This is a genomic window from Mucilaginibacter calamicampi (genome assembly GCF_042676765.1).
GTDB lineage: Bacteria > Bacteroidota > Bacteroidia > Sphingobacteriales > Sphingobacteriaceae > Mucilaginibacter > Mucilaginibacter calamicampi.
In genome coordinates, this window is record NZ_JBHTHU010000006.1 from 541,572 (window position 1) to 563,377 (window position 21,806).

18 protein-coding genes are annotated in these 21,806 nt (G+C 42.7%); 10 read left to right on the plus strand and 8 right to left on the minus strand.

The genetic code is table 11. The features are described from left to right. Positions 1–108 precede the first annotated feature (108 nt). Complete coding sequence (locus ACFQZS_RS11950) at positions 109–672, plus strand: DUF922 domain-containing protein (RefSeq protein ID WP_377100491.1); 564 nt, start codon at positions 109–111, stop codon at positions 670–672. Between the two features lie 73 nt (positions 673–745). Here ACFQZS_RS11950 and ACFQZS_RS11955 read toward each other — a convergent pair whose 3' ends face one another. The 4 genes from ACFQZS_RS11955 to ACFQZS_RS11970 all read right to left on the minus strand — a co-directional run bounded on the left by ACFQZS_RS11955 (position 746) and on the right by ACFQZS_RS11970 (position 9,245). Continuing rightward, positions 746–3,352 (minus strand): ligase-associated DNA damage response DEXH box helicase, encoded by a 2,607-nt coding sequence (locus tag ACFQZS_RS11955; protein ID WP_377100493.1) that lies wholly within the window; start codon positions 3,350–3,352, stop codon positions 746–748. 121 nt (positions 3,353–3,473) lie between these two features. Continuing rightward, positions 3,474–6,338, minus strand: a complete 2,865-nt coding sequence (locus ACFQZS_RS11960; protein ID WP_377100495.1) for a M16 family metallopeptidase — start codon at positions 6,336–6,338, stop codon at positions 3,474–3,476. A gap of 87 nt (positions 6,339–6,425) precedes the next feature. Further along, entirely contained in the window at positions 6,426–7,529 is a 1,104-nt protein-coding gene (locus ACFQZS_RS11965) for an acyltransferase family protein (RefSeq protein ID WP_377100497.1), read from the minus strand. A gap of 312 nt (positions 7,530–7,841) precedes the next feature. Beyond that, positions 7,842–9,245, minus strand: a complete 1,404-nt coding sequence (locus tag ACFQZS_RS11970; RefSeq protein WP_377100499.1) for an MBL fold metallo-hydrolase RNA specificity domain-containing protein — start codon at positions 9,243–9,245, stop codon at positions 7,842–7,844. A 132-nt stretch (positions 9,246–9,377) separates the two neighbouring features. Between ACFQZS_RS11970 and ACFQZS_RS11975 the strand changes: the two genes are divergently transcribed. The 5 genes from ACFQZS_RS11975 to ACFQZS_RS11995 all read left to right on the plus strand — a co-directional run bounded on the left by ACFQZS_RS11975 (position 9,378) and on the right by ACFQZS_RS11995 (position 13,841). Then, a complete protein-coding gene (locus ACFQZS_RS11975) occupies positions 9,378–10,190 on the plus strand; it encodes an energy transducer TonB (protein ID WP_377100501.1) in 813 nt (270 codons plus the stop codon). Positions 10,191–10,272: 82 nt separating this feature from the next. After that, positions 10,273–10,725 carry an energy transducer TonB gene (locus ACFQZS_RS11980; RefSeq protein ID WP_377100503.1) on the plus strand — a complete coding sequence of 151 codons (453 nt, stop codon included), beginning with the start codon at positions 10,273–10,275 and terminating at the stop codon, positions 10,723–10,725. A 142-nt stretch (positions 10,726–10,867) separates the two neighbouring features. After that, the gene (locus ACFQZS_RS11985) at positions 10,868–11,239 is read left to right on the plus strand and encodes a BlaI/MecI/CopY family transcriptional regulator (protein ID WP_377100505.1); all 372 of its coding nucleotides are present in this window, start codon (positions 10,868–10,870) and stop codon (positions 11,237–11,239) included. Positions 11,240–11,242: 3 nt separating this feature from the next. Then, a complete protein-coding gene (locus tag ACFQZS_RS11990) occupies positions 11,243–13,234 on the plus strand; it encodes a TonB family protein (RefSeq protein WP_377100507.1) in 1,992 nt (663 codons plus the stop codon). A gap of 208 nt (positions 13,235–13,442) precedes the next feature. Continuing rightward, positions 13,443–13,841, plus strand: a complete 399-nt coding sequence (locus ACFQZS_RS11995; protein ID WP_377100509.1) for an SPW repeat domain-containing protein — start codon at positions 13,443–13,445, stop codon at positions 13,839–13,841. 77 nt (positions 13,842–13,918) lie between these two features. Here ACFQZS_RS11995 and ACFQZS_RS12000 read toward each other — a convergent pair whose 3' ends face one another. The 3 genes from ACFQZS_RS12000 to ACFQZS_RS12010 form a co-directional block, all read right to left on the minus strand. Then, positions 13,919–15,199: a BamA/TamA family outer membrane protein gene (locus tag ACFQZS_RS12000; protein WP_377100511.1), complete on the minus strand. Its 1,281-nt coding sequence runs from the start codon at positions 15,197–15,199 to the stop codon at positions 13,919–13,921. 379 nt (positions 15,200–15,578) lie between these two features. Next, entirely contained in the window at positions 15,579–17,012 is a 1,434-nt protein-coding gene (gene pyk / locus ACFQZS_RS12005) for a pyruvate kinase (RefSeq protein ID WP_377100513.1), read from the minus strand. A 50-nt stretch (positions 17,013–17,062) separates the two neighbouring features. Beyond that, a complete protein-coding gene (locus ACFQZS_RS12010) occupies positions 17,063–17,485 on the minus strand; it encodes an IPExxxVDY family protein (protein ID WP_377100515.1) in 423 nt (140 codons plus the stop codon). Between the two features lie 152 nt (positions 17,486–17,637). On the opposite strand from ACFQZS_RS12010, the gene ACFQZS_RS12015 reads away from it, so the two are divergent. From ACFQZS_RS12015 to rnc, 3 genes are read left to right on the plus strand one after another with little or no spacing between them, the layout of a single operon-like run. Then, the gene (locus ACFQZS_RS12015) at positions 17,638–17,874 is read left to right on the plus strand and encodes an acyl carrier protein (protein WP_008508386.1); all 237 of its coding nucleotides are present in this window, start codon (positions 17,638–17,640) and stop codon (positions 17,872–17,874) included. 20 nt (positions 17,875–17,894) lie between these two features. Continuing rightward, on the plus strand, positions 17,895–19,148 hold the full coding sequence (gene fabF, locus ACFQZS_RS12020) for a beta-ketoacyl-ACP synthase II (protein ID WP_377100517.1): 1,254 nt from the start codon (positions 17,895–17,897) through the stop codon (positions 19,146–19,148). 11 nt (positions 19,149–19,159) lie between these two features. Then, on the plus strand, positions 19,160–19,885 hold the full coding sequence (gene rnc / locus ACFQZS_RS12025) for a ribonuclease III (protein WP_377100518.1): 726 nt from the start codon (positions 19,160–19,162) through the stop codon (positions 19,883–19,885). 109 nt (positions 19,886–19,994) lie between these two features. Here the strand turns inward: rnc and ACFQZS_RS12030 are convergent, their stop codons facing one another. After that, positions 19,995–20,690, minus strand: coding sequence for a hypothetical protein (locus ACFQZS_RS12030; RefSeq protein ID WP_377100520.1), 696 nt, complete (start codon positions 20,688–20,690; stop codon positions 19,995–19,997). Between the two features lie 184 nt (positions 20,691–20,874). Here ACFQZS_RS12030 and ACFQZS_RS12035 point away from each other — a divergent pair, with 184 nt between their 5' ends. Then, entirely contained in the window at positions 20,875–21,750 is an 876-nt protein-coding gene (locus tag ACFQZS_RS12035; protein WP_377100522.1) for a YicC/YloC family endoribonuclease, read from the plus strand. Positions 21,751–21,806 lie beyond the last annotated feature (56 nt).

Here is a 21,806-nt window from a genome sequence, read left to right on the forward strand (position 1 = left end):
TTGTGAATAATATTAATGTCTATAAATGCCCCCAAAATCTACCACCCCCATTAAACCCTGCCCTGCCTTTTTCAGTCAAAAAACAGAGTTTAATGATTTTTAGTTTTAATGAGAGGTGGTTTAGTGAGGATGGCCCTGGCCATCGCCTTAATGATAGTAGTGATGAACGAGGCGATGGCGCAGGGGTACCATCAATTAACACCATCTGATTTTCAGGGGATACCCAAACCCCGCGTTACCGGCCACGTGGCCTACACCAATTGCACTATTGATTTTAAATACCGGGCTTACCGCGATAAAGGCGGCGCATACCGTTTGTATGCTACGGTTGAATTGCTGCTAAACCGCGACCGCTGTTGGCTTGACTCGCGGAATATAAGTTCTAAACCAATGATGGATGAAGTGCTTAATCATGAGCAGGGTCATTATATTATTGCCTATATGGAGCAGCAGGAATTACTGCGCGAGATAAACCGCACCTTTTTTACCGGCAATTACAAGGCAGAGGCTATGCAATTATTTAACACTGTGGATGCCAAATACAAAGAACTTAACCAGAATTACGAAACCGGCACGCTGCACATGCAGAACAAGGCACAGCAGCGCAGTTGGGACGAGTATTTTGCAAAGCGATTAGATAATGCGCCGCCGCTTGCAAGGACAGGGTACTGACAGGTGGCTCACATAGGCTCACGGTGGCTCACATAGGCTCACGGTGGCTCACCCGGCTCAGAGCCACCCCTTGTTAAAGACCTTTTTTTCTTGTTATTCCAGGCTTCCTTGCTCTTTTGGTTTCTACTGATCCAAAACCTTCGGCGCCATATTGCCGTGCCATTTTTGCTATGCGGTCTTCTAAACTTTCGGTGGTTAAACGCTCGCGGCCCAAGCTGTCAACCATTATAGGGAAGGCGAAAGGGGTAGGGCGCTCAATGGTTTTTAATACTATACTTTGTGTGGCTATGCGTTGCAAAGCTGCCCGTAGCCTAAACTCTTCCAGTTGAAAAGCCAATGCCTCGTTATAAGCCTGGCGCACTAATAGGTTATCGGGCTCGTACTCGCTAAAAACCTCGAATAACAAAGATGATGAAGCTTGTAAATGCCTGTTTTTAACCTGCTGCCCGGGATAGCCGGTAAACAGCAAGCCGCCAATATGGGCAATGTCCCTGAAACGGCGGCGGGCCATCTCGTTGGCGTTAAGACTATGCATAATATCGTCCAACAGGTTGTCTATTGAAAAGAAGGAGGCATCCTCTAATACTTCTTCAATGGGTACATCTTCGTCTGTTAGCAACTCAAAGCCATAATCGTTCATGGCGATAGAAAAACTTGCCGGGCGTATGCGCGAGATTCGGTAGGCCAGCAATGATGCTATACCTTCATGCACCAGCCGCCCCTCAAAAGGGTAAAACAGCAAATGATGCCCCTCGCGGGATTTGAAAGATTCTATTAAAAATTCGTGGCTTTGCGGTAAATGCGATAACTCCTTCTGCAAAGCAAATAAAGGCTTGAGGGCCTTAACTTCCTCATCCTGCTCAATACCATGCGCAACCTCATCCAGCTTATCCCTAAATACTGCCGACAGTTGCGATGATAACGGCATCCTGCCACCGTTCCAACTGGGTATCATACCCTTTTGCGCGTTTGATTTTTTTACGTAGGCGCTCATATCTTTTAACCTAACAAATTCCAGGCTGCGCCCCGCAAACCAGAACGTATTGCCCGGCTTTAGTTTGGATATAAAAGATTCTTCTACCGTGCCCAGGCTGCCGCCGCTCAACCATTTTACCCGCACGCTCATGTCGCTGGTTATGGTGCCAATGCTCAGGCGGTGGCGCATGGCCACCCTGCGGCTGTTTACTTTATATAAACCATCTTCAACTTCTACTTTCAAAAACTCGTCATACTGGGCCAGCGTTTTACCACCATTAACAATAAAATCAAGCAGTTGGTTAAATTCCCCTCGATTTAGATCGGCAAAAGCATAAGTGGTTTTTACTTCGTTAAATAGTTCATCTGCCCTAAATCCATCAGATACGGCCAGCGTAACCATATACTGTATCAGCACATCCATAGTAAGCAGCATAGGGTCGCGACTCTCAAAGATTCCGCGTTTGAGTGCTTCCTTCAAAGCAGCCCCTTCCAGTAGTTCCAGGGAATGCGTGGGCACAAAATAAGCTTTTGATATTGCACCGGGATGGTGTCCGCTGCGTCCTGCCCGCTGCATAAATCGCGCAACTCCCTTTGGGCTGCCTACTTGTATTACTGTATCAACGGGCCTAAAATCTACCCCAAGATCTAAACTTGATGTGCATACAACAACTTTGAGTGCCTCTGCGTGGAGCGCCTGCTCTACCCAGTTGCGCAGCTCGTTGTCTAATGAGCCGTGGTGCATGGCCATAATTCCGGCATATTCAGGGTATTGATCCAAAATAGCGTGATACCAGATCTCTGATTGCGACCGGGTATTAGTAAATATCAGCGTGGTTTTGCTTTTGGCCACCAGTTCCATCACCTGTGCAATAAGCTTAACGCCAATGTGTCCCGCCCACGAGTAATTCTCAATATTTGGCGGGATGACCGACTTTATAACCAGCTTTTTATCAATATTGGCACGTATCAATTTTACCTTATCCCGTTCAAAATTGTTGCCGAGCAGTACATCACCAGCCTGCTCCAGGTTACCTATAGTAGCGCTGATGCCCCATATTTTTAGTTGGCGGTTGGCAGTTGGCAGTTTGCAGTTTGTAGTTTGCAATTGGTTTGCTGCTGGGCTACCTACTGCCAACTGCCCACTGCCAACTGAACCAATTGCCTTTAGCCGCGATAGCCCCAGCTCTACCTGTACACCGCGTTTAGTACCCAGTAATTCGTGCCACTCGTCAACCACCAAAATCTGTAAGCTCTTAAATATGACCGGGTACTCCTTTTGGGCCAGCATCAAATGCAGACTTTCAGGAGTAGTAAGCAATACTTCGGGAAGCTTTTTCTTAAGCGCGGCTTTCTCTGCTGCTGAGGTATCGCCTGTACGGGTGGCAATTTTCCATGGAAGCTCCAGGTCATCACAAACCTCCTGCATGGCCTTGCGGATATCGTTGGTTAGCGCTCGCAGCGGTGTTATCCACAGCATTTGCAGGCCGTTGTTTTTACGTGTTTTATAGTCGGGATTTTTGTTAATGAAATCAGCCAAAAAAGGAAGAAACAAAGCGAACGTTTTACCGCTGCCGGTGGGCGCGTTCAACAACCCCGAATAACCCTCCAGGTAGGCCGCCTCCATTTCTTTTTGAAACGGAAATTGCCGCCATTTTTTTTGGCGATACCATTGCTGAATAACTTTTTGCCCCGGCGTGCTCATTGTTAGGTAACAAAATAACTAAAGTATTTGTTATTAATAAATCACAAAGGGTTAAGCACTTCGCCTGAGTTGCTCATAAAAAAAGCCACCAAAGGTGGCTTTTTTACCATAAGCAAAAATGTTATTTCTTTTCAGGCAACAAGGTCAGCTTTATCAGGTTGGCATCATTAAGATATTTGATAGCAGCCTCTTTAGTGCGTGGTATGGTTAATTGCTGAAGCGATTGAACATGTAGCAGAATTTTATCCGGATCATCGCCTGTTTGCGCAGCAACGTTCAGTGCACCGCTCCAGTAAGCATTCTGCCTTAATTGCGATTGCGTGGTACGTGCGTCATCTAAAACAAATGTGTTAAGCTCTTTTTGCTCGGCACCATTTTGCCTGAATTTGTTTATTTCATCAACAACCAGGCCGGTAACCCTTTCAAGATCAGCCACCGGACTTTGAATATCGATATTTACGCGATACCTGCTTTCCGGATGCTTAGTATAGTTAACCCTAACCCCTGTCTGAATATTTCCGGTGGTGTCTTTTATACGTTGCGCCAATTTTAAATATAATATTGTTTCCACAGCATCAAGGTCAATGTTGTTAACGGCGCTGTAGTCATATTTTCCGCTATATATCATTTGAGTTAGGGCGATGTCACCTTTGCCTTTAACAATTGTCCTTGTAATATTACCTGCCGGTGGATGCATGCCCAGGTTTTTGAAGGTTTCGGTGCCTGCTTTTGTAGGCAATGAGCCTAAGTAAGTTTCAATGAAAGGCAAGATAGCCTCAACAGTAAAAGATCCCGTAAAGGTAAAAGTAAAGTTGGCCGCGTTGGAATAGCGATCTTTATAAAATTGATAAGCTTTATCTAAACTGGCTGCATTTAACTGGGCTATGGTAGTCGTCATGCCGCGTTTGTTATAACCACTCAATATAGCATTTGCTGTATCCTGTAACACTGAACCTTCCTCAACAGCGCGTAGTACCAGGGCGCCTTTTGTATCGGCAATGGTTTTTTGCCATGCGGCGATATCTTTGCGTGGTTGTGTAAAATAGAGGTGGAGCAGCTGGATAGCTGTTTCAAAATCATTGGCCGAAGTAAAGCCGGTAAATCCATGAAGAATGTCGCTTGTATACGGCGAGATATTTACACTTTTGTTGCGCAGCATTCTTTCCAGTTGCGTTTGGCTAAACCCGGCAACACCACTTATACCAATCACCCTTGCGGCAAGGTCGGCAGATGTAAAATCCGCGTCAGACGCAAGCGACGTGCCACCAAGGGCGAATCCGTTCATGATGATCTGACCTGGTTGAAACTGTGTTGGCTTTAAAATAACCTTTACACCATTGGATAAGGTTACATTAGTTACAAGTATGGTACTATCCGTTTTAATGCTCACTACTTTGCCGGCCACAGGTAGCTTTTCCATAAGCGGTATGCTGGCGTTATCTTCGTATGCACTAACTGCAGCGCTTCCCGTTGTGAACCAGGTACGCACTGCTTGTTCTGTAGGGAACAGGGCTTTTTCAGTTTCAGGTGCCTGTAATAGAATAGCCCGGTTTTGGTTTAGTAATTTTGCTGCAAGCGCATTCATAGTAGCAAGGTCTATTTTGCCAATATTATCCAGATAGTAGTTGTATTTATAACTGGTTCCTGTGGCAATGCCACCCGTAATAAAATTTCGCTGATACTCCGCAGCTATGCTGGCAGGTAATATATTATCGCGCTGCTGATATTCAAACCCAACCTGAGAAAGCGCGTTTTGCTTAGCGCGCTCCAGTTCGGTTGATACGAACCCGAATTTGCGTGTACGCTCAATTTCTGTTGCCAGTGTCTTTACTGCAGTGTCAATACCGCGTGCATTAGCCAGTACCATTGCTATAAATGCGTCCTGCTTACCAATAAAGCTGTTATAACCAGCTTGCGCAAATAAGAAAGGCGAGTTGGATTGCTGCCGCAATTCATCAATGCGATTGGCCAGCATTTCGTTAAACAAATTTAACTGTACGCTTTGCATAAAACCTGCAGGGGTTTTTGCAACTGCCCGGGGCTGTGGTATAACAACTTGGGTAACTACATACGGAAGTTCCTTATCAGTAATAAATTTTATTTGAGTGCCAACTACCGGCGCAATAGCGTAGAGGGTAACCGGCTTGGGAACGGCCGGACCTTTTAAAGCTGAAAAGATAGTTTTTATTGTCGCTTCTACCTGTTTTGCATCTACATCGCCAACAACAATAATAGCTTGCAGGTCAGGTCGATACCAGTCTGTATAAAAGCTTTTTAAAGTAGCTGCATCAGCCGCCGCAATTGCAGCTTCTTCTCCTTTAGGGTTGCGTAGTGCATACCTCGAATTGTTCAGCATAAAAGGCAGGGCATTTTTATCAAGCCTGTCTTTCATTACATTTAAGCTGTTTTTCAGTTCTTCTGTTACACCTGTTTTTGCAGCATTTACGTTCGCGGCATCAAAGGTTATACCACCAGCCCATCCGGCTAATAATTTAAGCCCCTTGTTAAGTGCGTCTGCGGTATCTGTACGTACGGTTAGGCGGTATACACTTTCATCATAACTACTTATGGCATTACTATCAGCCTTTAATTTACCTTTATTTAATTGCATAAAAGCTGCCAATTGCTCTTCTGTAAAGCCCGGGGTGCCTTTAAGCGCCAAATGACTTATTAAATGTGCATAGCCGCGTTGCGCATCTGTTTCTAACACCGAGCCGGCTTTGTTTACCAAAACCACCTCTGCATTTTTAGCCAGCGCTGTGGTACTCCTTATATAATAAGTTAGGCCATTAGGTAAAGTTCCTTTCAGTAAAAAAGGGTCAGAAGGTAAAATTTGGGCGTTAGCCGGCGGGGCAATTTGCTTTGCAGCCGGTACAGGTTTGCTTTTAGGGGATGGTGCAGGTTTTTTCTTTACCTGGGCAAACGCTCCACCTGCGGTAACCAACAACACAGTTGCCGATAAAAAAAAGGTATGCTTAAAATTCATATAAAAGTTTAAATAATTGGGTGCTAAGATGCAAAAACGAGAGGGTTAGTTAAAAATTATTTTTTTTGGCATCTTTTTTCAAATGCGCTATACCTTAATAACTATATTTCGTTTGTACAATATCCGCATCAACGCCCAAATTATAAAAACCAGCAACAGCCCGCTTAGCGCCGAAGCCACATAAGGTTGAATGTAAGGTTCAAAGATCAGCTGATAAAGGTTGCCGCCACCAAAGTATTTTTTATTGGTGATGTAATGCGGAATATAGTTAGACAGCACATAAGCCGTTATGGCATTAACACCCAGCGGTACAAAAAACATAGCCGGCTTTTTATGCCCCTGCACATCAATCAGCCAAAAGCATAAGGCCAGCGCCACCATTGCCCAGCCACCCGAGTATAACACATATGAGCTTGTCCATAAAGCTTTGTTTATGGGGAAAAACAGATCCCAGATTAAACCTGTAACTATAGCGATAATGCCATAGGCAAACAACCAGCTTACTTTAACCGCGTCATGGTTGTTTTTTTGTTTAAGCCAGCTGCCTACCCTTACACCGAGCAAACAGGTAGCAATGGCGGGCAGTGTGCCCAATAAGCCTTCCGGGTCCCAGGTTTTTGACTCCGACCACAAATGATTGGTTGAAAACACCATGCGGTCAACCCAGGCGCCCATGTTGGTTTCAGGGTCCAGGCTTGCTTTGCCGGTATCGGGCACGGGCACATATGCCATGATGAGATAATACCCTACAAGCAATGCACCAAGCAGCACATCGCGGGTTTTTTGCGTAGTTTTCAGGTAGATCAGGGTGCTTATAAAATACACTAAACCAATACGCTGCAGCACGCCCGGAAAACGCAGATGCGCGAAACCGGGATGAAAGAGCAATTGCGTTACCAGGCTGATGACGATCAAAATAAGCATGCGCCTGAACGCGCCCCACAACATTTTTGAGTGGTTAGCCTTTACTTCGGCCTTGCTCTCCATAGCATATACAATGGATACACCTACAATAAACAGAAAGAACGGAAATATCAGGTCGGTAGGGGTGCAGCCGTTCCAGGCGGAGTGCTCCAATGGGGCGTAAATATGGCCCCAGTCGCCGGGGTTGTTAACCAGTATCATGGCAGCAACCGTGGCACCGCGAAATACATCAAGCGACAAAAGACGAGGTTTGCTGGTGGCGGTCATAAATTATGGTTTAGGTAAAACTACAATTTTATTTGTAAGTGTTAGTTGCCTAACGGGCGTTTACAACTAACGGCGTGTTGCAGAATAATATGCAACAGTTTGCAACACTTGCAACAGTGTTTTTTGCAAGTGTTTGACTGTTAAATAATTATAACTATTGTAAGTTTAAACATGCAACACTTTGCAACAGACATATTCGTCAGGATGTTTAGCTTTAAATTGTAGTTAAATAGCTGTTTTTCAGTATTTTGAAAACAGCTATTTTTACACTGCACGTGCAACACCTAAAAAGGGCAATAGGGTACACTACAATTACTCCAACACTACTTTTTGATGCTGCGCCGGAATCTCTACGCTGGCAAATCCATGCTCCTTAAGTGTTTCGGCAAAATGCTGCTGCACGTCGTATTCGCCGTGCACTAAAAATACTTTGCGCACTTTGGCAGGGTCCTGGCATTGTATAAAATGAAGCAGGTCCTGGTAATCGCCGTGGGCGCTCATTGACCTAATTTCGGCTACTTCCGCTTTTACATCATATTCATCTCCAAAAATGTGTACCTGTTTTTCGCCCCTCAGTAAGCGGCCGCCCAGGGAGTTAGGCTCGCAATATCCCACCATTAATATGGTATTTTTAGCATTATTGATAGCATATTTTATATGGTGCTTCACCCGGCCGGCCTCGGCCATACCCGATGAGGATATAACTACACAAGGCTGGGGGTTATTATTTAACGCGATGGATGCCTCTGTTGATGGTACAAAGCTTAGGCCTTTAAAAGCAAAAGGATCTGAATCAATTTTCATCACTTCCTTTACGCCATTGTTATAAACTTCGGGATGACTTTTTATTACCTGGGTTGCCTTTTCTGATAGCGGGCTGTCAACATAATAAGGCACATCAGGCAGTACGCCACGCAGCTCTAAGGCATTTAAAGCGTATAAAAGTTCCTGTGTGCGGCCAACGCTAAACGCCGGAATAATAACCTTTCCTTTTTTAATTAAACAGGTTTGCTTAATAATTTCTAACAGGGCGTCTTCAATAGGGCCTATGTCTTTATGCAATGAATCGCCATAGGTAGACTCTAATAAAATATAGTCGGCCTGCGGAAATCTTTGCGGGTTTTTTAAAAGCAGATCGCCATAACGGCCTACATCGCCGCTAAAGGATATGTTGGTTTCTTTCCCTTCTTCGGTAATAGTTAAATGCACCGCGGCACTGCCTAAAATATGGCCAGCATCGGTAAACTGAAATTTTACATCGGGTGTAATAGCATAATGCTCATGATACTCAACAATTTTAAACAGGCGCAGCGCCTTCATGGCATCCTCATCATTATATAGTGGCGTAAGCAAGGGCAGGCCCTTGCGCTGGCGGCGTTTGTTGCTATATTCTACATCCTGCATTTGTATTTTAGCAGAGTCCATAAGCAGTATGCGGGCCAGGTCCATAGTAGCGGGTGTGCAAAATATGGTGCCCTCAAAACCTTCGGCAACCAGGCGGGGTATTAAACCGCAGTGGTCAATATGGGCGTGCGAGAGTATCAGGTAGTCAACCTTGCCCGGGTTAAAACCAAAGTGTTCGTTCAGGCCCTCTGTGTCCTCGCCCAATCCCTGGAACATGCCGCAATCAAGCAATATAGTGGTGCCATTATTTAATTTTATAAGATGCTTGCTGCCGGTAACATTGCGGGCAGCGCCGTGAAAGATAATTTCCATTAAATAGATTTTGATATAAAGCGAAACTTAGGATTAAATGTTTGATATAAAAAATAACTAATAAATTAGTTGCATATTAAATTATAAACTAATAAATTCGTTTAAAGATATTTAACCAAATACTAAATAAACATGAGAACGTTAAAAAACACGCTTAAAATAGCGGCATTATTGGTTACTTCAATTTCTTTAGTTGCAAGTGCACAAAAACCAAACCCTCCGGTTGTAAAAGAAGACGGCAATAGAGTGTTTCTTTCGGTTGAAAAACAACCGAGCTTTCCGGGCGGGCAAAAGGCGCTTGGAACCTACTTATCACAAAATATAAAATACCCGGCAATAGATAGAGAAAACAATATTCAGGGTAAAGTATATGTCAATTTTGTGGTTGAGCCCAATGGTAAATTAACAAATGTTGAGGCTGTACGTGGCCCGTCAGAAACGTTGAAGGCAGAAGCGGTTAGGGTGGTATCAAAATCGCCGGCATGGAAACCAGGCGCGCAGGGCGGTAAAAGGGTAAGGGTTAAGTATACGCTACCTGTTAACTTTACTTTACAGGGCGAAAAGGTTTCTTCTGTTCAACCGCAAAAGCCAATGGCTCCGGTTGCAAAAACCGACGAAGATGGAAAAGTTTACCTGTCGGTGCAAAAAAGCCCCGAATTTCCGGGAGGGGTAAATGCCCTTACTAGTTATTTAATGAAAAATATAAAATACCCTATTGACGACTGGAGGGCCAACACGCAGGGGCAAGTGTATGTTAGCTTTGTTGTAGAACCTGACGGTAAACTGGCGGATATTGTTGCTGTACGCGGCCCGTCAGAAACAATGAAAGCAGAAGCTGTAAGAGTATTAGCAAGCTCGCCTTCGTGGAAACCGGGCGTACAGGATGGTAAAACTGTACGGGTGCAGTATACCGTTCCAATCAACTTTTCTTTGAGTAATAATTAAATCACCTTGATGTTAGCGGGTGGGATATGTTGTAATTGTAAATGCAATCTGATAACTTAGAACACATTATGAACCTTAAGGCATGAACACATTAAAAAACACACTTAAAGTAGTATTGTTGTTGGTTGCGGCTGTTTCATTCTCGGCCAATGCAATGCACGCAGATTTTTACGCTAAAAAACAAGCAGGAAATCACCTATCAGCAGGAATTGATACGGCAATTCATGCTTCTGTGGATGTAGCACCCACTTTTCCGGGAGGGATACCCGCCTTCACAAATTTTCTTGCCAAAAATCTCAAATATCCTGCGGTTGATAGAGAGAATAAGATCACAGGAAAGGTTTTTGTGATTTTTGTAGTTGAACCGGATGGTAGTCTATCGCACTTTAATGCAGTTCGCGGTCCATCAGAAACGTTGAAAGCGGAGGCCATAAGGGCATTGGCAAGCTCGCCTAAATGGCAACCAGGCAAGCAGAATGGTGAAGCGGTTAGGGTACAGTTTACCGTGCCTATAAATTTCGAGTTACCCAAATAGTATTTACGTAGCCTAACTTACTCAATTATAAAGCAACTCTAATTTTAAAATTAGGGTTGCTTTTGTTAATTTAAACTAATAAATTCGTTAACAATTAAATATTTGATACCCCCCGAAATACTAAAAACTAACAAAAATTACCATGGAAATTAAAGAGCTAACGCGTGCTGAGGAACAATTGATGCAGATATTATGGCAACTTAAAAAAGGTTTTGTTAAGGATGTAATTGAGTTACTGCCCGAGCCCAAACCTGCTTATAATACCGTATCAACCATCATCAGGATATTAGAAACCAAGGGCTTTGTAAGCCATAATGCTTATGGCAAAAGCCACGAGTATTATCCGCTTATAAGCAAGGATCAATATCAAAACTTCGCTACTGATAAGCTGATGAACGGTTATTTTGATAACTCGGTACAACACATGTTCTCGTACTTCGTAAAGAAAGAGAAGATTGATTTGAAGGAGGCAGACGAGATACTTAAACTTATAGAGAAACTTAAAAGCAAATAAGTTATGAGCTGGTGGCATTATTTATTGCTGGTAAACTTTTACCTGCTGTTGTTTTTTGCCTTCTATGCGCTGCTTCTGCGCCGCGAAACCTTTTTTCAGCTTAACCGTATTTACCTGGTAGGGGGCGCCATACTGTCGTTCGCCATACCGGTAATACAGGCCGATTGGGTAAAGGATCTGTTTATTACCAAGCAGGTACAATATACCCTTTATGGCGGGGGTGCAGAATTAATGGTTTACAACATTCAGCAGGCAGAACACTCGGTTACAATAGGCCACCTTTTAACTTTAATTTACATAACTGTTACCTTTATTTTAACCCTACGGTTGCTATGGCAGCTAATTGTGTTAAAAAAACAAATAGAAAAACCATCCCCATCGGCAGCTTATTCCTTCTTTAAAAAAATAAGTTTAGGTAAAGATGTTGCAGAACATAAGGCCATTGCCCGGCATGAGCAGGTACACGCCACGCAATGGCATTCGGTTGATGTTATGATCATTGAAACGGTAATGATCATCAACTGGTTTAACCCCGTGGTTTACCTGTACCGTTTTGCCATTAAATATATACACGAGTATATTGCAGATATGCAAGTTATAAGCTCAGGAACCGACAAGGCGGATTATGCTCTGCTGTTGCTTAGCCAAACGTTTCATGTTCCGGCACATAAGCTAACTAATCCGTTTTATAGCCACAGCATGCTCAAAAAGCGGATATTGATGTTGCAAAAAAGCAAATCGCAGCGCATTATGCTGTTTAAATATTGCCTGTCGGCACCTTTATTTGTGTTAATGATGATACTGTCGTCGGCAACGGTAAATAACAGCGCAGCGGTTACCAACATACACGATGGCGTTAAAGAGGTAATGCAGGCGCAGGTTAATGATATAGCCAATGTTATAACAGAACATGCAGAGATTCCACAGGATGAGGTTCAGGTTGAATTTCCTCCGATGGTTGTAGCGCCTGATAATCCTGTACAGCAATACACTACACCTTATAGCAACCACCCAACCTATGGCGCAGAAACAGATGAGCTTTTAGCCGATAAGAAAGTATTTGTATCAGTAGAACAGGCACCGAGTTTTCCGGGTGGTGTAAGTGCTTTCAGTAAGTTTTTAGAACATAATGTAAGATATCCTGCACAAAGCAGAGAAAATAACATTCAGGGTAAAGTGTATGTATCTTTTATTGTTGAGGCTGATGGTTCGCTTAGTGACGTGCAAGCCGTTCGCGGTCCTGCAGAGGATATGAAGGCAGAAGCGGTACGTGTGCTTAACAGTTCGCCCAAATGGGATCCCGGTGTTCAAAACGGTCAGACCGTAAGGGTGCAATATACCGTACCTATCAACTTTACGCTGGGCGACGATGATGACATTCCTCCTCCCGGATTAAATGAAATGAACAAGGTGCTTTCTTCGGTTGAAAAATATCCTTCGTTTCCGGGCGGCTTAAAAGCTTTTAATAAGTTTTTACAAAAAAACCTGAAGTATCCGAATGAAATGCGCTTAAGAGGTTTGCAGGGAAAAGTTTTTGTAACTTTTGTTGTTGGTACAAACGGGCAATTATCAGACATAAAGGCTGTTAGAGGGCCAAGTGAAGATTTTAAGGATGAAGCCGTAAGAGTATTATCAAGTTCGCCTAGATGGGTACCGGGTATACAAAACGGCCGGCCGGTTTCGGTGCAGTATACTGTGCCCATTAACTTTACATTGTCTTTTGATGAAACGCAGGCGGCACAGCAAAACAATGGGTTAATTGATGAAGCGCCCCCGGTTATTACGCAGAAAACGGTAGCAGGTAGGCCAAGCACTGCCAGACTTAATAACAAGCCCGTTTTATTGGTAGACGGCGTTGTTTATGATGGATCATTAAACAATTTGCGCGCGGATAAAATATCATCCATTGCCGTTTATAAATCGCCGGAGGCAGTGCCTGCAACCGGCGAAAAGGGTAAAGACGCGGTAGTGATTATCAATTTGAAGAAAGACTGACCATCATTTTGAATCATAATACAAGGGTGTTCAAAATATTTTTCATCGGTTAGCTTCGCGGGCGTTTCTGCGGGGCTTTTTTGTTAGATGTTATTTTAGTTGTAAAAGTAACCATGCTTAATGGGACGCAGAATAAATTTTTGGTGCCGGCATAGCTACTTTTTTAGGTTTAATTATTACTTTTGGTGCATTAAGCATATATAAAACAATGAGCGCATTTATCCCAAGAGGCTTTTACGGAGTTATAAATTATGTTACTGCCTTAGTATCAATGGCATCACCCTGGTTGTTTGGATTTGAGGATTATCGCGGTGCCGCGTTCTTCCTGCCAATACTTATAGGCTGGGTACAATTAATAATGGCCATTTTTAGCAATAACAGCCACGGCTTTATTAAGATATTTCCAATGCCAACGCATAACGTGCTTGATGCATTTTCGGGCTTTATATTATTGGTATCACCATTTTTATACGGCTTCGCATTTGTTGAAAACGGAATTTTCTGGCCGCATGTTTTAATAGGTGGCACCTTCTTTATAGCCGGTGTTTTCACACACGGATCGCCATTTACTACTGATGACGTACACCACGAAGTAGTTAATAACTAATAATTAATACAGACATAAAAAAAGAGGTCCCCGCAATGTTGCGGGGACCTCTTTTTTTTAACAGTATTTTCTGTTGATTAAAAAACTTCGTTCAAGCCTATAAATATCCCTTTGGCCCCATAGGTACCTACACCATAATCAATACAAAGGTTAGAGCGGGTATATTTATTAAATAATATGCGTAAACCCACACCACCACCGGGTTCAACATACTCGCCAAGGTTAACGTCATTCAAATTACGCTGCGCACTTGAGGTTTGCGCATTGGCAAACACTACACCACTAAACAATTTGTTTTTTGATAACGGGAAACGGTATTCTGCTTCGGTGTAAGCAAAGTTTTGTCCCTTAAAGCGGCCTATAGTGTACCCGCGGCCAAGGCGGTTGGTTTGGTCGCTGCCCGTGCCGGGTAATTCCAGGTAAGGCAGATCGCCGTTTAACAGAAAGCTACCCCAGAACCAAAAAGCCAATACGTGTTCTTTGTTAACTTTTGAAAGCCCCCAGTATTTGCGCACCTCTGTTCTTAATTGGGTAGCCCGCCTGTTGCTTCCCATCCAGGTTTCATTAGTGCGCAGTACCACATCGGCAAACATACCCTCGTAGGGGCGGTTAATATGATCGCGCGAGTTATATTCTAAATTAAGTAACAGGCCGTTATTGGTATACCCACCGGTAGGGAAACCGTGGTTTACACTGTACCGGTAATTATGCGCCCGGGTGTTTACGCCTAATTTCCCTTCGTTATCAATATCATTATAAATGTTAAAAATTACCCCTGCGCCAAAAAGCAGGTTTTTTGCTATGCGGCGATATACCCGCTCAGAAAATTTAATGTACGAGTAAGAAAGTGTCATTACCTCGTTATTGTTTGACAGCGGTAAGCCATCAAAGGAGAAACCTTGCTCGCCACGTGCGCGGCTTCCGGTTCCAACACCATAATCCAGGGCCACAGTTTTACCTACCTGCACATTACCCTGAATGTTGTACAGATCATCATTGGTAAAAATATTGTTCTTGGCCTCAAACTGTAAAAGCCCTTTGGTTGATAAGTAGGCATTGGTATTTAATACCGACATGGTGGTTATCCTGGGGTCGCCAAACACCAAACCCGCCGTTGAGGTAATACCAACCGACAAACCCACGCTCGGGTTAAAACCGGCGGATGGGAGGGTAGAAATGGTTGAAGGTTTTTTTGTTATCGAGTCTGCACCCGTTTTTTTCTTTCCGAACCAACTGCTAAGTACTTGCTTGGCGTCAGTTTGTTTCTTGAGTATTTCGGGCGGGTCCTGCCGCTCCTGAGCAAAAATTATTCCTGTGCTTAACAGCACCACGCTTGCTGCATAAGCAAGCTTCCACACAACTTTAATCAATTTAGATTTATTTAACTGGATTGCAATATAGTCATTGCAATGTAAAATTAGAATAAACTAATATTTTTATTAGAATACAAATGGAAAACAATTCGCCGGAAATTAACTTTAATTACAATTAATACCGTTATTCGATAATTGTTATGTGTTTTAAACCATAAGGTTATAACAACGTCAAAAACATTAAATAGGAAGGAAAGACACTATGGGAATGATAAAAGTTTGTTGGAGCTATTGTTTTGCCAATAAGCAAAAAATGCTCAAGGAAGTGTGCTCTGCCCAGATATTTTGATTGTGCAGAACAGGTTTTAAATAAAAGAGGCTCGCTAATCAGCGAGCCTCTTTTAGTATTTGTTAAAATACGATATTATTCAATAACAGATACTTTTACCGTATTAGTACGACCCTGACGGGCTATAGGTGCCGATACTGTGTTAATAATAACATCGCCTGCTTGTATGCAATTTTCTGCTATCAGCATGTTATTACAATCTGTTATGGTTTGGTCTGTGCTTTCTACTTTATCATAATAAAAGGTGCGTACACCCCATACAAGGCTAAGCGCGGTTAGCAGGTGTTTGTCGGCTGTAAAAGTAAAGGTTGGCGCATCTGGCCTGTAGCTCGAAATTTCAAAGGCTGTATAACCAGATGAAGTCATGGCTATAATTCCTTTAGCATTGGTTTGCTCGGCAAGATATACTGCCGATCCGCAAATAGCATCAGCCAGGTAAGTTGCTTTGGTATCATCAATGTCTTCTTTTCCTTTATTAAAAGGATATCCAACTTCCTCTACATTTCTGATAATTTTTGACATCGTTTCGATAACGATCAGCGGAAACTCGCCTACTGATGTTTCGCCGCTCAGCATCACCGCGTCGGCGCCATCTAATACAGAGTTAGCTACGTCATTAACCTCTGCACGGGTTGGGCGCGGGGTAGTTATCATTGACTCCAGCATCTGGGTAGCAACAATAACCGGTTTTGATGCGGCGCGACATTTACGCGCTATCATTTTTTGTAACAATGGCACTTCTTCCAGTGGCATTTCAACGCCAAGGTCGCCACGTGCTACCATTATACCGTCAGTAACTTCAATAATGGCATCAATATTATCAATAGCTTCGGGTTTCTCTATTTTAGCAATAACCCGGGCAGCTTTACCACTACGGCTTATAATTTCTTTAAGCTGAACTATATCTTCAGCATTTCTAACAAACGAAAGGCCTACCCAATCCACATCGCACTCCAAAACAAAATTCAGGTGCTCTAAATCTTCGGGGGTTAAGCTGGGGATAGATACTTTGGTAGCAGGCAGGTTAACACCTTTACGAGAGGTTAAAATGCCGCCGTGCACAACCTCGCAAACAACGGTATCAATTTTATTGGTCTCTAAAACGCGCATTTGTATCTTGCCGTCATCCAATAAAATTATCTCATTAGCCTGTACATCATTCGGAAACTCAGGGTAAGTAATATAGATCTGGTTATCGTCGCCTATACACTCGTGGGTGGTAATATTTATATGTGTGCCGTTAATAAGGTTTATACCGCCATCCTTAACCAGGCCTATACGTATTTTTGGCCCCTGCAAATCGGCCAATATGGCCACGTTGGTTTTGTATTGATCGTTAATCTCCCGTATTGTTTCAATAACCTTTTTATGGTCAGAAATTTTTCCATGCGAAAAATTAAGGCGGCATACATTTACGCCTGCTTTTATCATAGACAGCAATACGTCTTTATTTGACGATGCCGGCCCCATGGTGGCAACAATTTTGGTGCGGTTATAAGCTAATTTCATGTTTTGTCAGTGTCCAAGTGTGTGTAATTATAACACGATGTAAATTTGCGCTAAAATAACAGATTTTCGCGTGATTTTATTTTTTTTGGGTCGATCTTTACTGCTGTTACAATTTCGGGGATGCGATTGAGTGATGTGATAAGGTTTTCAAGATCGGTTTCGTCAATATAATTTTTAATCAGCAAAAAAAAGTCGGCTTTACGCATTTCGGGCACCAGGTATCCTTCGGTACCTTTGTTGGCAATAAAATAAAAGTCGGTTTCGCTGGCCTCCCAGTAGCAGCTAAATAACGAGAAATAACCGCGGTTATTGCTTCCGTTTAAATTATCAACAGCCAGATCTTCTGTCCGAACAAAATTGAAATTTAAGTGTTTGTTTATAAGATAGCAGGCGCGATAGTCTTTTAATGAGGCAGTTACGGCTATCAAAATAAAATCGAGGTCGATCTCTAACTTTAAAATTTTCCTGTTCAATTATAACTATATTTAACCCGCTAAAGATACAAAAACCGCATCGGGGAATTAAATTTTGTTGGACACCAAACTAAAAAGGTTTTAGATTTGATATTTGATAGATTTTATTTTTCTTTGCACAGAATTTTATTTAATCATTAAACTATAAAACTATGTCTGATATCGCTTCAAGAGTAAAGGCTATTATCGTTGAAAAATTGGGTGTTGACGAAAGTGAAGTAACACCTGAGGCTAGCTTCACCAATGATCTTGGTGCTGACTCTTTAGACACCGTGGAACTTATCATGGAGTTTGAAAAAGAATTTAATGTGGCTATACCTGATGATCAGGCAGAAACAATTGGCACTGTAGGCCAAGCCATAGCTTACCTTGAAAAAAACGTTAAATAAGCTCTCCTTATTTTATTTAAATGGGGTTTAAAAGAGTAGTTGTAACCGGGCTTGGGGCACTTACTCCAATTGGTAACAGCGTTTCAGACTACTGGAACGCTCTTATCAATGGAGTGAGTGGCGCTGCTTTGATCAAGAGTTTTGATACCGAAAAGTTCAAAACAAAATTTGCATGCGAAGTTAAAAACTTTGATGCCGACGGCTTTTTAGGCCGCAAAGATGCCCGCAAGCTCGATCCGTTTGTGCAATACGCGCTTTATTCAACAGAAGAAGCCGTAAAGGATGCCGGGTTAGATTTTTCCAAATTGGATACCAATCGCATTGGTGTTATATGGGGATCAGGCATCGGAGGTCTAAAAACCTTTTTAGACGAAGTTGTTGCCTTTGCCAAAGGCGACGGAACACCAAGGTTTAATCCTTTCTTTATTCCTAAAATGATTGCAGATATAGCCCCTGGCCATATCTCTATTAAATACGGACTACGCGGGCCAAACTTCACTACTGTTTCGGCTTGTGCATCGTCAAACAATTCGCTTATTGACTCTTTCAATTATATTCGTCTGGGCCGCGCTGATATGTTTATTACCGGCGGATCTGAGGCTATTATAAATGAAGCGGGCATTGGTGGGTTTAACGCTATGCATGCCTTATCTGTACGTAATGATGACCCCGCTACCGCTTCGCGCCCGTTTGATCTGGACCGCGATGGTTTTGTTGCAGGCGAAGGCGCAGGTACTATAATTTTAGAAGAACTGGAACACGCTAAAGCGCGTGGTGCAAAAATTTATGCCGAAATGATAGGTGGAGGTATGAGTGCCGACGCGTATCATATGACAGCTCCGCATCCTGATGGTATGGGAGCTGCATTGGTTATGAAAGCTGCATTAAGCGATGCCGGGCTTCAGGCATCAGACATTGATTATGTTAATGTACACGGAACGTCAACTCCAATAGGCGATCCGCAGGAAGTAAAAGCTATACAGGATGTTTTTGGCGATGATATTTACCGTATAAATATCAGCTCAACCAAATCAATGACGGGGCACCTTTTGGGCGCAGCCGGCGCGGTTGAAGCTATTGCATCTATACTGGCACTTAATACCGGCATTATACCGCCAACTATCAACCATTTTACAGACGATCCATCATTTGATCCCAAAATTAACTTTACTTTTAATACTGCGCAAAAGCGCGATATTAATGTAGTGCAAAGCAATGGCTTTGGTTTTGGCGGCCACAATGCTTCTGTGATTTTTAAAAAGTATGAAGGTTAATAGTAACGTTAATGCCCGTTAGCCGTTTATATAAGCTTTATTTATCTCCACACAGAAAATACGTAAAGGTTTTAAAAAATTTGCTCGGTTTTGTACCGGGCAATTTGTTGCTATACCGTTTGGCTTTCAGGCACAAATCGGTAGCGCAAAACGTAAAAAAGGGTGTAAAGAACAGTAACGAGCGCCTTGAATTTTTAGGTGATGCTGTTTTAGGCAGCGTAGTAGCCGAGGTGCTTTTTAAACTTTACCCTTATGAGGATGAAGGCTTTTTGACAGAGCTGCGGTCAAAAATAGTTAACCGCCAAAACCTTAATCAACTGGCCCGTAAGCTGGGCTTTGAACAGCTTATTGAGTATGATGCCCGCATGCTTGGGCCATCACGCCAGGGCTCTTTACTTGGCGATGCCTTCGAAGCGCTTGTAGGTGCTGTTTACCTGGATAAAGGATACAATTTTACGCGCGATTTTTTGATCAACCAGATCATTAAACCGCATATTGACATCCACATGTTGGAGCAAACCGAAACCAACTTTAAAAGTAAGTTGATAGAGTGGTGCCAAAGGCATGGTAAGGATATCTCTTTTGATGTGGTAGAAAACGAGGTGGGCGAAAGCTTAAAGCTGTTTACCGTACAAGCCAGTATTGAGGGGCAAACCCTGGGCCTGGGCAAAGAATTCAGTAAGAAAAATGCAGAAAAACTAGCGGCAGAGAAAGCCTGCGAAGCCCTGGGAATATAATCCTTTGTTAGGTTGTGCGTTATACGTGGTACGTTTTACGTTTTTCTTACGCCATTTTTAGACGCTGCTGTTTAAGAAACTTATTACGTATAACGTACTACGTAAAACCTTAATACAATTTCTGCGGCTTCAAACTTTCCTTATTCTTTTGAAAGTATGCGTACGAGGTCTGTACGTATTTTATAATATCATAATCTGCCCAAACCCTTATCTGATCATATGACGGTGTAAAGGCCATCATAAAAGCGGTCATATCCTCGTCGGGTATATCAACAATCTTTTTTATCACGGCTTTATTATAACGCTTTTCTATTTCTACCTGTTCCAGCTCGCGTTTTGAATAGGCTTCAAAGCGCCTTGCCCGGTTTGCAGTTTTACCAAAAAGATTGGATATGCCGGAAATAGGCGAGAAAATAGAAGCGGCAACACCGGGGTGTAAAGAACTAAACGGCGTTTTTTTTCGGTATTCGCTTAATGCTGAAGCCAGCTCCTGCCTTGTGCTTTTGTCTGTTATGTTTACTTCGTCTAAAGTAACAATAGGTTGTAAATAAACAGATAGTAGGTTGTCATTGAGTACTACAAGCGCTTGTGTGGTGTATTGATTTTTGGTAAAAAACAGTGTGTCGCCAACGGCAGCTTGTATCCGGAAAACGCCCAGATCGTCGCTTTTAGAAAGTGTTTTGCGCGTGGAGTTATTAATAACTACCTGTGACACCCGTGATTGTGAAGCTTTTTGAAATGTAACGCCGGTTATATTAAGCAGCTTTTGCGCCACGGCATTTGAAGAGAAAAGTGCAGTTGACAACAGTATAATGCAGACGCTTCGGTATAATATGGGCTTAATCAACACCATGCAAAATTAATTAATCTGTTTAATTATTAACGTTAAAAATTGTTAAAGCTTATAACTGCCAATTGCATGCACCACCTGGGCTTGCGGAATATTATCAGGCTGTATTTGTAATTTAGCAAAAACACTATCTTTGCGCATGATAAAATCCATGACAGGGTACGGAATTGCCAGTTTTGATACCGGTAATACAAAATACACCGTCGAAATAAAATCCCTTAACAGCAAGTTCCTTGAACTTAGCCTGCGCCTGCCCAAAATGTTTTCTGAAAAAGAATTCCAGTTGCGCAATGATTGCAGCAGGCAAATAGAGCGCGGAAAGGTTAATCTTTCAATAAATACCGAACAGGCAAATTCTAAGGTAAAAGCAGCCGGCATTGACGCTACTTTGCTTAAACACTACTTAACCCAGTTGCAACAGGTGAGTACAGAACTGGGCCAGCCGGCAGATAATCTTTTGCAATTGGCATTGGGCCTGCCCGAAGTGGTTAAATACGACGAGGAAACCGTATCAGACGAAGAGTGGAAAATAGTTGAAGATACCTTTAAGCAGGCTATGGCCGCTTTTCAGCAATTCAGAAAAGATGAAGGAGATACTTTAGAGAAAGATGTTAAGTATCGCATTGGCATTATACTGGAGAATTTAAGGCTGGTTGAAATTGAAGAGCCTAAACGCGTACCCGTAATCCGGGAGCGCCTCAACCAGTTTTTAGGCGAGGCGGTTGGTCGTGAAGCGATAGATCAGAACCGTTTTGAACAGGAGCTTATTTATTATATAGATAAATTGGATATCACTGAAGAGAAGATCCGGCTGAAAACCCATTGTGATTATTTTATAGAAACCTTGCAAAACGCCGATGCCAACGGGAAAAAGCTTGGCTTTATATCGCAGGAGATAGGCAGGGAGATAAACACCCTGGGCTCAAAAGCTAACGATGCCAACATACAAAAGTTAGTGGTTGGGATGAAAGAGGAGCTTGAAAAAATAAAGGAACAATTACTTAATGTACTATAGTCATTAGTCATTGGTCATTAGTCGTTAGTGTATTTCACTGGCTACTAGGAGCCAAT